This window comes from Allomuricauda sp. NFXS6, from assembly GCF_040148835.1.
GTDB lineage: Bacteria > Bacteroidota > Bacteroidia > Flavobacteriales > Flavobacteriaceae > Flagellimonas.
On the sequence record NZ_JAGEMG010000004.1, the window covers coordinates 89,188 to 106,280 of the forward strand.

Consider the following 17,093-nt stretch of genomic DNA (forward strand, 5'->3'; position numbering starts at 1 on the left):
TTGGTTGAAAATTGCAAAGGTATTGACATGAATGCTATATACAATCACAAACAACTATGCTACAGTTCTTGCCAAAGGAGATTCTTCGGTCGTTGTGCTCCCTCAGAATGACAAGCACTTTTCAATTAGCAATAAACAATTTACAATAGCCAATTGTCAAACGTCTTGTCTCTTGATTCTTATGATTCTTATTTAAAGTCGATTTTTACCAACTGTTTTCTACTCCCTCTTTTGGCGTAGAAGAGCATTTTGTCCTGACTTTCGTCTTTAAGAGGTTTGGAGACCATAAGAGGTAATCGAGCTTCTTCTTGGTCAATTATTTTCTCATAGTCCATAGTCCCATTTTCGTCCAAAGAAATAAGGAAAACGTTTCGGTTTCTACTAAAACCTTGTTTAAAAATCAAGCGTTCGTTATTGATCAATTGCGGGTTTTCGGCAGCAGTGCAGATAAAGAAATAAGTATTGCCATCTTTACAATAGGAACTGTAGGAGGCATAGGCCCCATCACCTTGGGTCACTTCTGTCTTGTTAATGTTCCGTGCCCATTCCATAGTTCCGTTGGAGTCCAGTTTTACGCTGACAATGTCATTATGGTGGTAACGTTCAATTTTAACGCGCTGCCCTGCTCCCGTTGTTTCCAAACCGGAAGAAACAAAGTATTCTTCAGCATTAAAAAAAATCTCTCCTTTATCGGTCACCTCTACTCCCTTAAAAACAAGGTTTTTGATATCCTTATCCTCTTCACGCCCAAATTTATCTTCCATAAACTGTTGTGAGAATGGATTGTATTTCTGTGATCTGATATCCAATGAGTTCGGATTTACATCAAAATAAGCAATGCCATTGTATCGGTTATCTTTTCTGTCCGCATAAAAGCCAACGCATACCAGTTTATCTTTGATAAGCACCGGGTACAAGGCTTCAGGATATTTCCCGGGATCTACAAACGACTGTGTTTGGCTTCCATATTGCGAAACCTTGATGAGTTCGTATTGAAACTTTCTTTCATCAACCCGAAAACGTCTCTTTTTAAAGTAGGCTTTACCCACAATGTAGGCCGTTTGCAAGTCCGGTGAAAAGGCTACGTTTTCGAAGGCATAGTTTTTCTCTTCGATTTCATCGGAAAAATCGTATTCAAACTTTTTGTTGAGAGCGGTATCGAACAAATGAATCATATGCTTATTGTTCTTCCCTTTTTTGTGATGTGTACTGATCACAAAGCCCGTTTTGTCCTCATTAAAAAGGATGGCAGTAGTGAAACCGTGTGAAAAGTCACGGTTGTAGTAGTTCTTCCCTACGGGGTCGCTTACTTCTTCAGAACCAATGGAAAGCAACCTTTTCTCCTTAAAATTAAAATCAATTATAGGACTGGTATGCACCCAATATTCGTATGTCCCCCTACTTTCGTTATAATTTAGGAACAACAAGTTCAATTGACCATTCTTGAGGAAGCCGTTGACAAAATCCAGCCCCTTGAGTTTATAGTTGTATTCGGATACCAGTTCCAAATCACTATTGTATTTTTCTATAAGATACCCTTTGGGTTTTAGGATAAGCCCTTGGTAATAGGCACGCACCAAAATGTAGCCGCCGGAATCGTCTTCATCAATGGCAACGAGATTGGAATAACGGTACCTATCTCGGTATTTTTCACCAAAATCGTAGGAAACGGGCATTTTTTGTGCATTCACGGCCATGCCTGCTAGCACAAAACAAATTAGTAGAAAGAGGTTCTTTTTCATGGTCTGGCTTGGTTAAGCCAATGGTCAGGACCCGGGGAAATCTGCTTTGCGTTTTTCCAAGAATGCGGAGGTACCTTCTTTAAAATCGTCCGTACCAAAGCAATTGCCAAAAGCATCAATTTCCACCGAATAGCCATCAGCGTCATACTTAAAACCAGCATTTACCGCTTTTATTGCATGCTTTATGGCAACTGTGGAATTATTCGATATCCTGCTCGCAATTTTCATACAAAGAGGCAACAATTCCTCGGATGACACTACGTGGTTTACCAACCCGTAGCCAAAGGCTTTGTCCGAATCGATCATGCCTGCGGTCATGATCATTTCCATGGCTCGTCCCTTGCCCACCAACTGAGGTAGACGCTGGGTTCCACCATATCCCGGTATTACCCCCAACGATACTTCGGGCAAGCCCATCCTGGCATTGCTGCTGGCCACTCTAAAGTGGCAAGCCATGGCCAGTTCCAAACCACCGCCCAAGGCAAAACCGTTGATTGCCGCAATAACAGGGGTGGATAGGTTTTCGATAAAATCAAAAAGGCTTCGCTGCCCTGCTGCCGCCAACTGACGGCCTTCTTTAACGGAATAGTTGGAGAATTCGGAAATATCGGCACCCGCAACAAACGCTTTTTCACCACTTCCCGTTAGAATGATTACGCTAATCTCGTTATCTTCATCCAATTCTTTAAACGCAACATGCAGCTCTTCAATGGTCCTTTTGTTGAGCGCATTCAATTTTTTGGGTCTGTTTATGGTAATGGTGGCCAAATTGTTCTCTTCTTCAATGTAAATGTTTTCGAAATCCATGTATACTGATGTTTGAGACGGCCTAAACGATATCCGCCATTATTATTTATGCTCTTTTGGAAACTCTATGGTAAAAACGGTTCCCTTACCAACTTGAGAAGTAAAGTTAATGGTTCCTCCGTAGTTTTCCACAATGTTCTTTACCATTCCCAAGCCTAAACCGGTTCCGCTGGATTTGGTAGTGAACTTAGGTTCAAAAATACGATGCTTATATTCATCGGCAATGCCTAGGCCATTGTCCGCAATGGAAATTTTCACATAGTCGCCCACAGTGGCCACGGTCACCAAAATCCTGGGCGATTCCACATCGGGCACGGCCTGTATCGCGTTCTTCACCAAGTTAGTGATTACCCGTATCAACTGCGTACGGTCCAGTTTTGCAACAATCTCCTCTTCGTCGGCAATAAAGTGAATGTAATCCTCTTGAAAAATTTCCAGTGCCAACTTCACCACTTTCACCACATTCAAGGTCTCGTTTTGCTGCGCGGGCATATCGGCAAAACTGGAAAATGCCGTGGCAATGTTGCTCATGGTATCAATCTGTTGGATCAAAGTCTTGGAGAACTCATTTACCTTTTTCTCAATTTCCGGATCGTCCGGGTCAAACTTGCGCTCAAAACTCTGCACGGATAGGCGTAGAGGGGTGAGCGGATTCTTTATCTCATGCGCTACCTGTTTCGCCATTTCCCGCCAGGCTTGCTCCCGCTCGCTTTTGGCCAATTTTACGGCGCTTTCCTGCAACTCGTCGATCATGCGGTTGTACGAATCCACTAGTTTGGCAATCTCCTCGCCCGGGCTTTCCAAATATATTTTTTCGTTTTGATGGGTCAAGTTGGTACGGTTGATCTTGTCCGATATGGTTTGCAGTGACCTTGTAATGTATTTTGAAATGAAATAGGCCAAAATGATGGCCACTATCAGCATTAAAACATACACCATGGCCAACCGGAACAGAAATTCCCGCAGCTCCATATTATTGAAGGTATTGTCTTCAAAATAGGGCAAGTGCAATATACCGATGGGCTTGAACTTTAGATCGTAGATATAGGTGTACGTTGACTGATAGCTGTCTCCTGCAGCCCGTTTTTCCTCCACAAACCGAGTTTCGCCGCTTTCACGCAAAAAATTGAGCACTTCGGCATCCAAACAGGTCGCTATCATATTCGATTCAAAACTGGGCCTTGAATTTTTGATCAAATTCCCCTCAAGATCATAGATATTGAAGTTTACATTCTGAATGTTGGCAATTTCATAGATTTCCTCACTAAAAATAAGATGTAGGTTCTCGGTGGTAACCGGATAGGTGGTCTCTTTTAAGGTGTAGTTGATGCTTTTGATCAATTGTTCCTCCTTGCGTTCCAAGCGTTCGTTATGGTAATCATTGCCCTGCTCCTTGTATTGGTAGACCGTAACGCCTGCAATCAAAATAGAAGCTAGCACTACCAGGGTAATCATGGCAACAAATATGCGGGATCGTAAGGAAAGTTTTCTTAGCAAGTTTGCTTGATTTAACGTTAAATTTAAGCAATTATCGAGCCAAATAAAGTTCAAGAGCAAGAATCAATTTCAAGTACAAAGGGTTTGGCATATTGCTTTTGGTACTTGGGCTTGAATTTGAGTTTGAATTTGAGTTTTCTATGCATTCGGGTTTTTGTCCCGAACTTTTTTGTACCATCGGATACCGAGCATCAACAAAATCATCAAGGCAAACATCCCAATAATGCCATAAATCCAATTAAAGGCACTTTTTAGAACCACTAAAAAAACGACGGCAAAAAGGATGATGGTGGCCACCTCATTCCATATTCGCATAAATTTTGAGGTGTATTTTACCTCGTCCCGCTGCAGTTGCTTAAAAATTTGATGGCATTTAAAATGATACACAAAAAGTAGGGCCACAAAGCCAAGCTTAACATGCATCCAAGGTTGCTGCAACCAAGCAGGCATCAAAATCAATAGCCCAATGGCCGTAAGCGTACACAAAATTGCAGATGGCCATGTAATGATATACCACAATCGTTTTGTCATCAACTTTAGTTGATCGGAAAGTATCTCCTTATCGGGCGATGGTTTGTGCCAAGCTTCGATATGATAAATAAAGAGCCTGGGGATGTAGAACAAACCCGCGAACCAAGTCACCACAAATATGAGGTGCAACGATTTTATATAAGGATATAGCACTTGCCCGTTTTATATTTTACATCCGAATGGCACCAATGCCATTCTCCCAAAGTTTGGCATTAAAATTAGGTATTTCTGTTTTCATTAAAGCTTCTGCGCGCTGTTTTAAACCAACCCATTGCGCATCCAGTTCCGCCTTTCTATCTTTTGATGGTTGATTGATCTGTGGCAAAGCACTGTTGCTATGGTTCATCACAAAAAGATATTCTGCGGTAAACTTGTTGGGGAAGTTCTCCACATCGTCATACGCCTGTGATTTGCGCTGTACCATTTCGCCATCCCATGTTTTTAATTTATCGAGCAAAGTTTGGCCTTCTTTCTTCAGCTCCTCATTATCCAAATCCTTCAAAAGCTGCTCCAATTGACCTTGCACTTCTTTCAACTTGTTCACTTTGTTGTGCATGTCGGCGAGTTTGGTCTCGAAATCCGTCATAATGGCATCGTGTTCCTCAAAACGTTCTTGCGTGATAGCTGTATTCGGGGTGGGAACAATGGTTCCTTTTGTGGAAACAGTCTGCCCTCCAGCTTTTAAACTGATGGTATATTCTCCCGGTGGGACTTTATGACCTGTGAAATCGGCTTCGATATAGACGCCTGGGATACTGGGCATAATTGCGGTTTTTAAATCCCAAACAAAACGGTTCAGTCCTTTGTCTTTTCCCAAAACAGGTTTTGGTGGGGCACCACCGCCATTGTGCGGTATGTAGCTTTCATCTTTTTTGGAAGTAAAGCTGCGGACGACTTTGCCCTGCTCGTTCAAAATTTCCATCGTCACTTCGGTGGAATCCATTTTTTCGGGAAGATCATAGTAAATCACCATGCCATTGGCAGGGTTGACCCCTTCAAATGAATTGGTTCCGGTCACACTTTTGGAAGAACTGTTCATCTGACTTCCCCAATACCCGTGAATGGCTTCTTCTGGCTTGTAAATTTGTAATGCTTTGTTGCTTCCTTCGTACTGAGCAAGTGTGGTAATGTTGTCCAAAATCCAGAAACTTCTTCCGGATGTGGCGACGATTAAATCTCCTTGATGTACTTTTAAATCCGTAATCGGGGTTTTGGGCAAATTCAATTGCAAGGGCTCCCATTTTTTACCATCGTTCCAAGAAACATAAAGCCCCTTCTCGGTACCCGCATACAGCAGTCCTTTTTGCTCCAGGTCTTCACGCACTACCCGTGTAAAGGCTCCGTATGGAATCCCATCACTTATGTTCGTCCAACTTTTCCCGTAATCGGTACTCTTGTACAATCCAGGGGTATAATCGTTGAACTTGTAACGCGTTGTGGCAATGTAAATAGTACTTGAATCGTGTGGAGACACCTCAATGGCGTTCACCAAACATTCCTTTAACCCCTTTGGGGTGATATCCTCCCATGATTCTCCGCCGTTTTTGGTAATGTGCACCAAACCGTCATCACTGCCTGTGATCAAAACCCCTGCTTCATGAGGTGATTCGATGATGTAGGCCAAGGTGCCATAATTTTCGGCACCTACAGCTTCGTTGGTGTAGGGACCACCTCCTTTGCCTTGCAGTTCATCTTGGTCTCGGGTAAGGTCGGGTGAAATTTCTTCCCAAGTCACTCCATTGTCCCGCGTTCGAAGTACCAATTGTGCTCCGTGATAAAATGTTCCAGGCTCGTGTTGCGACCAAATTATGGGCGCGTTCCAATTGTAAAGGTATTTCATGTCCCGGGCATCCCGTCCCAAATATTGAATGGGTGCTGCCATCACATTGCTGGACATTTTGGATTCCATATCCAACAACTCAATGGTTCCCAAATAACTTCCACCCATCATATAGCGGGGATTATCCGGGTCAAAGGCCAAAAAGGCACTTTCCCCTCCTGCAGCATAGTGCCAATCCTCTTGGTTGATGCTCCATCTGCCCACAGAAAGACTTGCAATTTTTACGGAAGTGTTGTCCTGCTGCCCTCCGTAGATATTGTAAGGAAACAGGTTATCCGTACTGATTCTGTAAAATTGAGCTGTGGGCATATTGTCCTGTAACGTCCAATTTTCACCATAATCAAAAGAAATGGTTGCCCCACCATCGTCCGCCAACAAAATGTTTTTGGAGTTATCTGGATTGATCCACAAATCGTGCGTATCCCCATGCGGTACGGAAATGGTTTCCCATGTTTTACCCCCATCTTCAGAACGGAACATTGATGCACTCAACACATACACGGTGTCTTCATCATTGGGGTCTGCAAACACTTCAATATAATACCAGGCACGTTGCACCAATCGGTTATCTCCACTTACCATCTGCCAGCTATCACCAGCATCATTGGAAACGAACAAACCTCCTTTATCCTGATTGGAATCACTTTCGATTACGGCATAGACTTTATCGGAATTGGCAGGGCTTACAGCAATGGCCATTTTCCCTTTTTCTTCTGGGAGACCTTTGGTCAGTTCTTCCCAAGTGTTCCCACCATCAGTAGATTTGTACAGTCCGCTTCCAGGTCCACCACTGATTACCTTATTGGGCTTGCGCTGATGTTCCCACATGGCAGCATACAACACCAAAGGGTTGTTGGCATCCATGGACAATTCTGCTGCACCCGTACCTTTATCCACATATAGGATCTTCTCCCAAGTTTTTCCGCCATCCATGGAGCGGTACACCCCTCTTTCTTCATTGGGAGCGTACAAAGCACCTTGAGCGGCTACGTAAACAATATCAGGGTTGGTCGGGTGGATAATGATTCGGGAAATATGTTGCGTTTTTTCCAAGCCCAATTTGATCCATGTTTTCCCTGCATCGTTGGATTTGTACATACCATCTCCATAAGAGGTCATGACACCTCTTGGTGCATGCTCCCCCATACCGCAATACACAATATGAGGATTGGACTGAGACACAGCGACAGCACCTACGGAACCCATGTCAAAAAAACCGTCCGAAATGTTTTCCCATTTTCCTCCGGCATTGGTGGTCTTCCAAAGTCCGCCACCTGTAGTTCCCATATAATAGGTAAGCGGGTCGCCCACAACACCACTTGCCGTTACGGAACGTCCGCCCCTAAACGGTCCGATGTTCCTAAATTTCATGGGTTCAAAATAATCGTTGGCCGTCTGTGCAAATGAGAGCGTGCCGAATAGGGCACTTAGCAATAGAAGCAGTCCTTTTTTCATGGTGATGGCTGATTTATATTATGGAATATGTACTGAATGCAATGAAAAGAGAGTGTTTAAAAAGCTCGTTATCTGTCAGTTCGAGCGCAGTCGAGAACCTAAAGCAGGTTGATAATCAATAGGTTTCGACTGCGCTCAACCTGACAAATTCAAACTTTTGTTGCTTTTTATACACCCTCATTCTGTTTATTCTTCTATGCTCAAATAATTTAATTTGAGTTGGTTGAACTCTTCGTTGAAAGCTGAAATTTCCTCGTCGACCAAGGTGTCAAAAGCTTCCAATTGCTCATTTATTTTGCCCGACATTTCATTTTTAACAGCAATATCCTGTTCCGTTGGAGGAAAATCGTCAATGGAGACCAGGCTGTTCAAATGTGCCAACTTGTTGGTCAACTTTATGGGGAAGTTCAAAGGGTCTTGACGACTTCTGTTTTTGGTCTGATACAGTTCTTTTTCAATTGAACTGAATTCTTCCTTCATCTTTTTGGCCTTCTCCACCAAAGCTTTTGTTGATTCATCATCCTTGTACTTTTTGATGAATTCATCCAACTTGCCATTGATGGCCCTGATTTTTTTGATGGACTGATGCGCCCTGTCCACGGTTTCGTTCACCTCGGTGATGAAATCGTACTGTTTTTGCATATCGGACACCGTAACTTCTGCCCTTGGATCGGGAAGAATGGTAAAGTTCTCCGTTTGATCGGTCCCGTTCACGTTCAAACTGACTTTGTAAGTTCCGGGAACTGCTTTGGGGCCGCTTAGGTTGGCCCACCACAAAATCATGCCGTCCAATCTTTCAGCTCCTTTACCGCGGGTGTCCCAAACATAGGTGTTCCCTCCTTTTTTGGCCTCCAGTTTTTTGTCTTTTTCCTTGGCGTAGGTGCTGTAAGTGGCCAAAGTATCCCCGTTCATTTTGGTATAGGTCAAGGCAATGCTGTCCTTTTCGGAGAAATCTTTCAGGTAAAAATGGGTTATCACTCCGTTGGCCAAGTTTTCACCTTCTGTTTTTGATGGTTTCCTCGCAGCTCTACCTTTGGTACGGTAACTGTCCCTTGGTTTGTACAAAATAGCATCCGCAGATTTTGTGGCATCATCCAATTGGTGCAACACGGTAAGGTCATCAATCACCCAAACACTTCTACCTTGGGTGGCTACGATCAAGTTATCGTCTTTAATGGTCAAATCTGTAATGGGAACAATGGGCAAGTTCAACTGAAACTTCTCCCAATTGGCTCCATCATTAAAAGAGATGTACATACCGGTTTCCGTACCTGCATACAACAGCCCTTTTCTTTTCGGGTCTTCCCTTAGGACACGCGTAAAGTGTTCATCTTCGATCCCATCGGTGATTTTGGTCCAAGTTTGACCGTAATCGGTGGTTTTGTAAAGGTATGGAGCAAAATCCCCCAACTTATAACGCGTAGCAGCTACGTAGCAAGTCCCTTCATCAAAAGCGGAAGGTTCAATGCTGTTGATCATGTTCCATTCGGGCATATTTGGTGGTGTAACATTTTCCCAAGTTTGACCACCGTCTTTGGTCACATGAATCAATCCATCATCACTGCCCACCCACAATAATCCTTCTTTTAAAGGACTTTCGTTCGCTGCGAATATGGTACAATAATATTCCACACTGGTATTATCCTGTGTAATGGGTCCGCCACTGGACACCAATTTTGTAGGATCATTTCTAGTTAAATCTCCACTCAACAACTCCCAGCTCTGACCTTCGTTGGTGCTCATATGCACGTGGTTGGAAAAGGTGTACAACTTATTGGGGTCGTGTTTACTGAACATGATTGGGAAGTTCCACTGAAAACGGTACTTCATCCCTTCGGCCCCGTGGCCCATGGGGTTATCTGGCCAAACATTCACCGCTCTGGCTGTATTTTTAGCATGGTTTACCCTGGTCAATAATCCACCGTAGCTACCTCCATAAACAATATCGTCATTGGTTGGGTCCACGGCAATATGAGCGGATTCACCACCGGCAGTTTCTTCCCAATCATCCTCTCCTATGGAACCATCATCGCTTCTGTAATTGATTCTTAGGGTGGAGTTATCTTGCTGTGCCACATAAATTCTGTATGGGAAGGCATTATCTGTAGTAACCCTATAAAACTGTGCTGTGGGTTGGTTGTGGTAGGTACTCCAGGTTTCGCCACCATCATAACTTACTTGGGCACCCCCATCATCGGCCATGATCATGCGATCGGAATCTTCTGGAGCGATCCAAAGGTCGTGGTGATCACCGTGCGGTGCATTGGAAGATTCAAAAGTTTTTCCTCCATCCGTACTTTTATGATAACTCACATTCAGTACATAAACTACATCTTCATCATTGGTGTCAGCATACACTCGGGTATAGTACCAAGCGCGCTGTCTTAAACTTCTGTCACTATTTACAAGAGACCAAGTTTTTCCTGCATCTTCCGAGCGGTACAAGCCTCCTTCTTCTTTGTTTTCTACCATGGCCCAGACCCTATTGCTGTTTTGGGGCGAAACGGCCACACCGATAATTCCTAACGTATCGGTCGCGAAACCTTCGTTGTTGGAAATCTCTGTCCATGTTTCTCCGCTATCGGTACTTTTCCATAGCGCAGAACCTTCTCCACCACTGTTCAAACTATAGGGAGTTCGTTCAATTCTCCATGTAGATGCATATAAAATTCTTGGATTGTTCGGGTCAAAAGTTAAATCAACCGCTCCAGCCATATCGTTGGCAAAAAGCACTTTTTTCCATGACTCACCACCATCCGTACTTTTATAAACACCTCTTTCTTCGGTGGGCTTGTATAAATTGCCCATTACAGCCGCATAAACAATATCGGCATTTTCGGGGTGAACTCTCATTCGGGAAATATGACGGCTTTTGTCCAAGCCCAAAGATTTCCAGGTTTTTCCAGCATCCTCTGTTTTCCAAACGCCATAGCCCGATGAAACATTGCCGCGAACGGTTTGTTCTCCTCCACCTACGTAAATCACATTGTGGTCACTTTGTGCCACCTCAACGGCACCGATACTGCCTCCAAAGTAACCGTCGGAAATATTTTCCCAGGTACGGCCTCCATCGGTAGTTCTCCATACACCACCGCCCGTAGCTCCAAAATAATATAAATTAGGTTCTCCCGGCACTCCGGCAACAGTTCCGGAACGGCCTCCACGAAAAGGACCGATCAATCGGTATTCCAAACTTGAGTACAGTTCTTCGGGGTATTCCGGTGTACTCTGTTTTTTGTTCCTGCGCTGGGAATGCATGGGGGTAATAAACAATGTGGCGGTAAGCAAGAGCATACCAATTTTGAAAAAGCAAATCTTCATTTTTTAAAGTGTTGAGTTAGTCAGCCTTAAAAGTAGTGAAAAAGCAACAAAAAAGTTATCCAATATTTTGTACTTTAACCCGGCATATAAAAAATCAAAAACTAACCCATGCTCAAATTTTTAAGGTTCGCCATCCTTATTTTGGCGATAACAGCTTGTAAAAACCAATCAAACAAAAAAGAAAAAACAGCAGCCACCGAAACCGCAGAGAAAATATCCGAATGGACCTACCTTTTTGATGGCACCAGTTTAGAAGGCTGGCGGGGCTATAATATGGACTCCCTCCCTCCCGGATGGACAATAAAAGACAGCGTCCTCACTTTTGATACCGAACTGGGACTTGAACAAGATTACACCGGTGGGGAAGACATTATTTACGGCGCCGAAGAGTTCGATAATTTTGAACTCTATCTGGAGTGGAAAATACCCGAAGGAGCCAATAGCGGGATTTTTTATCATGTAAAAGAAGGATATGATGGGCCTCCCGAGGTGTCACCCGAATATCAAATAATAGATGATGAAAACTATGCCGACATCCACGACCTCACCGGGTACAACTCGCAATTTGGTGCCAAGCACCCTGAACTGCTTCAAGACTGGCAGAAAACAGGAGCCGATTATGCCATGCATACGGCGGACGAATCACAGAAACAACTGAATCCCGTAGGGGAATGGAACTCCTCCAAAATCGTGTTCACGCCCGAAAAGGTGGAGCACTGGCTCAACGGTAAAAAATTATTGGAATTTGTACCGTGGTCAGAAGATTGGAAAGCCAAAAAGAATTCAGGAAAATGGGACAATACACCCGACTACGGAAAATATAAAACGGGCTACATTGCTTTGCAGGACCATGCAAGCCCAATTTGGTTCAGAAACATAAAAATTAAAAAACTATAACCTCCAGACCATGAACAAAAGAGAATTTATCAAGAAAAGTAGTGTGGGAGCACTCGGAATTATGTTTGCCCCATCAATATTAAAGGCGGGCTTCCCAAAAGAAAAACTAAGAACGGCCCACATTGGGGTCGGTAATATGGGAATGGAGGATTTAAAGGCGGTCTCATCCCACGAAGCTGTAGAAGTAATCGCTCTTTGCGATGTAGATGCCATTAACCTATCCACTGCCCATAAAATGCACCCGGGAGCGCGTATCTTTTTTGATTACCGTGCCATGTTGGAAGAAATGGGGGACGAGATTGACGCCGTTATCGTTTCCACACCAGACCATACCCATGCGCCAGCTTCGTTGATGGCCATGAATATGGACAAGCCCGTATATTGTCAAAAACCATTGACCCACTATGTGTCCGAATCCAGAGAGATGAAAAAAGTAGCGGCCGAAAAAGGATTGATTACTCAAATGGGTATTCAAGTACATTCCTTTTATGATTATAAACTGGCCACTCTTTTGATTCAATCCGGCATTATAGGAAAAGTACATACCGTACATGCATGGTCCCCTAAAAACTGGGGATATGATGGGCCCTTGCCCGAAGGTGAAGACCCAGTTCCAGATCAATTGGATTGGAACCTTTGGTTGGGCACCTCCAAAAAAAGGCCTTATAAAGATGGAATGTATCACCCTGGAAATTGGAGAAAATTGATGGATTACGGCTGCGGTACCTTGGGCGATATGGGCGTTCATATTTTTGATACTCCATATAACGCATTGGAGCTGGATGTACCCAGAACCATTATGACGCAATGTCGACCCAGCAACGGCTTCGGTTTTCCAGAAAACAACACTGTTACTTATGAGTTCCCCGGTACAAAACACACGGGCAAATCCCTAAAATGGATTTGGTACGATGGGCCAGGCGTCCCAGACATGCACGAAGACCTTATGTTGCCGGGCATGGAAATGAAAAAAGACAATAAATCTGCCGACAAGGCTGATAAAAATAGTATTTCCTTGGATGCAGGAGTAGCGGGTGAAAACGAATTGCCGGAACAGGGTGCGATGTTCGTTGGTGAAAAAGGGCGTTTGCTCTTGCCTCACTTTATGCAATTGCCAAAGAAAATACGAAAAGGGAAATACGTGGACATCTCCAAAGAGATCGCCAAGGTTTCTGAAGAGCATAATTTGGGAGAACCCATCCGAAATTATGGCACGGAAGGTCCTAAGCACTATCACCAATTTGTGGATGCATGTTTGGGCAAGGACACCACTACCGCGCCTTTTGATTATGCGGCAAGATTGACGGAAACCATTTTGTTAGGCACCATTGCAGGTCGTTTCCCTGGTGAAACCTTGCATTGGGATGCAGAAACCGCCCAATTCAAAGAAGAAAAGGCCAATAAATATTTGGCGGGGGATTATCGTGATTTTTAAAAAAAATAAACGTTTTTTATGCCCTCCAAACAAGAATATTGGCTTAGTGGTCCCATACCAGATGTACCCGCCCTGTTACAACCTGCCGCACATGCACTGTTGCAATCCGTGCGGGAGGTAAAACAGTATGCGTTGGATTTTCCCGAGGATAAACTTTGGGAAAAACCATATGACAGGGCTTCGGTTGGGTTCCACCTAAAACATTTGACGGGCGTGTTAGACAGGTTACTGACCTATGCCAAGGAAGAAAGCCTAATGGATGAACAATTCCAATACCTAAAAAACGAGGCTAATGGGGAAGATGTACCATCATCCCAAAAGTTGATTTTGGATTTTGAGCACAAAGTGGATGAAGCATTGGCATATTTTAAAAACATCCCCGAAACTACACTTACGGATGAACGTTTTGTAGGAAGAAAAAAGCTGCCCACCACAGTGATTGGATTACTTTTTCATGCGGCCGAACACAGTCAACGCCATGTGGGACAGTTGTTAGTGACGGTTAGCGTTTTAAAAGGTCAATAATTGGGTTGTCGCAGCTATCCTGGTAAATTTGGTCACGAAGTAGATGGGAACCGGACTTGTTGGAAGCCCCAACAAAACCTTCAAAGTGAGATGAAAAGCGATGCTTTAACTTCAAAAGCAATGAGGTTTTGACAGTCTTCTCTTACAGCGTTTACCCACGAAAATAGCGGGCTTCCAGCTGATTAATGTTATAAAAGTGTGCTATCACCCCCAATTTTTTAACAGTCACAACATTAATTTCACAACTTCTTTTCCATGGATTAGTTTCGAAAGATCATGAAAAAGATAGAAATCAGTCATTTGTCAATTGTTCTAAGCCTATTTGGGGGGATGTTAATAACTCCTGTAGGTATAAATGCCCAAAAAGCAGCCCCCTGTAGCTATGGATGACACCTATAACGCAGGTTTGAACAGTACACTAAACATTCTGGCTTCAACCGGTTTGCTCAATAATGATTCCGATGCCAATGGAAATGGCACCATGAGTGTGCAAACCACCCCTATAGTAGATGTCTCTTCAGGAGTTCTGAATCTAAACAGCGATGGTAGTTTTGACTACACCCCAAATCCAGGATTCGTTGGAAGTGACAGCTTTACCTATCGCGTATGCGACAACGGCTCCCCTAGTGAGGTAGTTTCCCGTTTTGATTTTGACACCCCAACAATTACAACGGCAACAATTGGTCCAGATGCCACATCGGTCAATCCAAATGCAGCACAAACAGGTTGTGGGATTCATTTTCCCACAGGATCGGGCGGCTCCACAGGTTTTGATATCGTAGTGCCCAATTCTTCAGGTATTTTTGATTTTACCAGCTTTGCAGTTTCTTTCGAATACCAGGACCAAGAAAGTCAAGCCGATATTGTTACCGCGGGCAATTTCAGAATCTATCATTTTAGACCCAATGAGATGGGATTGGAAATTGACGTAATTAACTCCGTGACCGGTCTTACCGAGACCTTTACCCAAGATTTTGGAAATTTTTTGAGTGGAAACAATCCTTACACCGTGGCATATGATGAAACTACCGGGGAAGTCACTTACACGGCAAACGGAAGTTCAACGGTTTATGCTGTAGCTCCCCCAAATTCTCCTTTGGACAGTAGTTCGGCCACAGATATCGTAATTGGTGAGCGTATGGATGGTTCGGGCTCTTCATCGCCTTCAATCTGTAGTATGGAGTTTGTGGACAACAGCATACTTTGTGACGAAGCAGATGTAACCCTCAGTGTTCTTGCCACAATAATCACTAACAGGAAAATAACCTACAGGGTCAATTCAAATTAGCCTCTTGTTACAGATTGCTTAAGCGCCATTCTTTGACTTACACTTTAAGCTCCAACAAAGACTCAAACGAGACATATTGCAACGCTTTCTCGTGTGTAGCTTCCAATATCACAGGTGGGGCCACACCCTCCAAATAGGCTTCTCTCCAACGCGAAACACAAAGACACCATTTATCCCCAGCCTTCAACCCGGGAAATTGAAAGTACGGTATAGGGGTTATCAGGTCGTTCCCTTTACTTTTGGAGAATTGCAAAAACTCTTCCGTCATTATAGCACATACCACATGTTTTCCCGTGTCATCAGTACCGGTCTTACAGAAACCATCTCTATAATAGCCCGTTTTTGGCGTTAGACAGCAGGACTGAAGTGGTGATCCAAGTACATTTTTATCCATAGTACCTTAAAAATAATTTAAGCTGAGCAGTTTGTAACATTATTATCACTTTTTCTACAAATGAAATACAAGCATTCATCATTTTTTATAGCTTTAAGCAGATAACAATTAAACACTATACCCATGGATATTTTTGGAAAAATAAAGGAAAAACTCAGCAATGAGTTTATCGATATTGTTGAGTGGCTGGATTATACGGACGATACCATTGCGTATCGTTTTGAGCGCTATCAAAATGAAATAAAGAACGGTGCCAAACTAATTGTTCGCGAGGGGCAGACCGCCGTTTTCATCAACGAAGGGCAACTGGCCGATGTGTTTGGGCCCGGAACTTACGACCTCACCACACAAAACTTACCTATACTTTCAACCTTAAAAGGTTGGAAATATGGTTTCAACTCTCCTTTCAAAGCCGAGGTGTATTTTGTGAACACCCATCTCTTTACCGATGAAAAATGGGGAACAAAAAGTCCTATTACTTTAAGTGATGACCGTTTTGGTCTAGTGGAAATCCGAGCTTTCGGAACCTATGCTTTTAAAATTTCCGATGCTGGAAAGTTTATAAAAGATATTGTTGGGACTGATAGCAACTTTACCAATTTTGAAATCAACGAGCACTTAAAAAGTTTGATTGCCACGCGATTCACGAATACCGTTGGGCAAGCCAATTTGCCTATTGAACTATACGCTGCCAATACAACCGAGCTTTCGGATACCTGCCGCGAGGTAATGTCACCCGAGTTCGAAAGCGTGGGTATTTCCTTGGAAAAATTCTATATCGAGAATGTCTCCATGCCGGAAGATCTCAAAAAAGAAATCTTTGAGTACAGCCGCATCGATAAGCTTGATTTGGAGAAATTGACCAAATTCAAAACGGCCAAGGCCATCGAGGCTGCCGCACAAAACGAAGGAGGAACCGCTGGTGCCGGAATGGGAATGGGAATGGGCTTTGTACTGGCCCAACAAATGGGCGGCATGATGGGCGGAAACGCTCAAGCAGCCCCACAACAAGCTGGGCAACCTTCGGGTGGAGCAGTACCTCCACCAATGCCTGCACAAACGATGTATTTTTACGCTTCCAACGGGACACAACACGGCCCTGTGAGCTTTGAGCAAATGCAATCCCTGTTTGCTTCACGAACCATTAACCGCGATAGTTTGGTATGGAAGCAGGGAATGTCCACATGGATGGCATTGAAAGAAGTGGGAGAATTAAAATCATTCTTGGGGGGCAATACTCCGCCTCCACTGCCAACAGAATAGTTTTAAACTGTCATACTGAACTGTTGTTTCGAGCATAGTCGAGAAACCAGTGAAGTATATCTGTTAATTTCACTTTTTAATCGTATATGAGTGAGATT

Annotated in this window: 12 protein-coding genes; 5 read left to right on the forward strand and 7 right to left on the reverse strand. The window is 43.6% G+C overall.

Annotation, left to right across the window (positions count from 1 at the left end; genetic code table 11):
- Nucleotides 1-188 precede the first annotated feature (188 nt).
- The 6 genes from J4E06_RS07535 to J4E06_RS07560 form a co-directional block, all read right to left on the reverse strand.
- On the reverse strand, nt 189-1,742 hold the full coding sequence (locus tag J4E06_RS07535; protein WP_349523422.1) for a hypothetical protein: 1,554 nt from the start codon (nt 1,740-1,742) through the stop codon (nt 189-191).
- 24 nt (nt 1,743-1,766) lie between these two features.
- Complete coding sequence (locus tag J4E06_RS07540; RefSeq protein ID WP_349523423.1) at nt 1,767-2,549, reverse strand: enoyl-CoA hydratase/isomerase family protein; 783 nt, start codon at nt 2,547-2,549, stop codon at nt 1,767-1,769.
- A 42-nt stretch (nt 2,550-2,591) separates the two neighbouring features.
- Entirely contained in the window at nt 2,592-4,004 is a 1,413-nt protein-coding gene (locus J4E06_RS07545; RefSeq protein ID WP_349523424.1) for a sensor histidine kinase, read from the reverse strand.
- 180 nt (nt 4,005-4,184) lie between these two features.
- Entirely contained in the window at nt 4,185-4,730 is a 546-nt protein-coding gene (locus J4E06_RS07550; protein WP_349523425.1) for a CopD family protein, read from the reverse strand.
- A gap of 16 nt (nt 4,731-4,746) precedes the next feature.
- On the reverse strand, nt 4,747-7,872 hold the full coding sequence (locus J4E06_RS07555) for a VPS10 domain-containing protein (RefSeq protein WP_349523426.1): 3,126 nt from the start codon (nt 7,870-7,872) through the stop codon (nt 4,747-4,749).
- Nucleotides 7,873-8,058: 186 nt separating this feature from the next.
- On the reverse strand, nt 8,059-11,193 hold the full coding sequence (locus J4E06_RS07560) for a VPS10 domain-containing protein (protein WP_349523427.1): 3,135 nt from the start codon (nt 11,191-11,193) through the stop codon (nt 8,059-8,061).
- 108 nt (nt 11,194-11,301) lie between these two features.
- Here J4E06_RS07560 and J4E06_RS07565 point away from each other — a divergent pair, with 108 nt between their 5' ends.
- The 4 genes from J4E06_RS07565 (at nt 11,302) to J4E06_RS07580 (ending at nt 15,338) form a co-directional block, all read left to right on the forward strand.
- Nucleotides 11,302-12,090, forward strand: coding sequence for a 3-keto-disaccharide hydrolase (locus J4E06_RS07565; RefSeq protein WP_349523428.1), 789 nt, complete (start codon nt 11,302-11,304; stop codon nt 12,088-12,090).
- A gap of 10 nt (nt 12,091-12,100) precedes the next feature.
- Nucleotides 12,101-13,525: a Gfo/Idh/MocA family protein gene (locus J4E06_RS07570; RefSeq protein WP_349523429.1), complete on the forward strand. Its 1,425-nt coding sequence runs from the start codon at nt 12,101-12,103 to the stop codon at nt 13,523-13,525.
- 18 nt (nt 13,526-13,543) lie between these two features.
- The gene (locus J4E06_RS07575; RefSeq protein WP_349523430.1) at nt 13,544-14,050 is read left to right on the forward strand and encodes a DinB family protein; all 507 of its coding nucleotides are present in this window, start codon (nt 13,544-13,546) and stop codon (nt 14,048-14,050) included.
- A 355-nt stretch (nt 14,051-14,405) separates the two neighbouring features.
- Entirely contained in the window at nt 14,406-15,338 is a 933-nt protein-coding gene (locus J4E06_RS07580) for an Ig-like domain-containing protein (protein WP_349523431.1), read from the forward strand.
- A 37-nt stretch (nt 15,339-15,375) separates the two neighbouring features.
- On the opposite strand, the gene J4E06_RS07585 is transcribed toward J4E06_RS07580, so the two are convergent.
- Entirely contained in the window at nt 15,376-15,732 is a 357-nt protein-coding gene (locus tag J4E06_RS07585) for a DUF2237 family protein (protein WP_349523432.1), read from the reverse strand.
- Nucleotides 15,733-15,855: 123 nt separating this feature from the next.
- On the opposite strand from J4E06_RS07585, the gene J4E06_RS07590 reads away from it, so the two are divergent.
- Entirely contained in the window at nt 15,856-16,995 is a 1,140-nt protein-coding gene (locus tag J4E06_RS07590; RefSeq protein WP_349523433.1) for an SPFH domain-containing protein, read from the forward strand.
- Nucleotides 16,996-17,093: the final 98 nt, after the last annotated feature.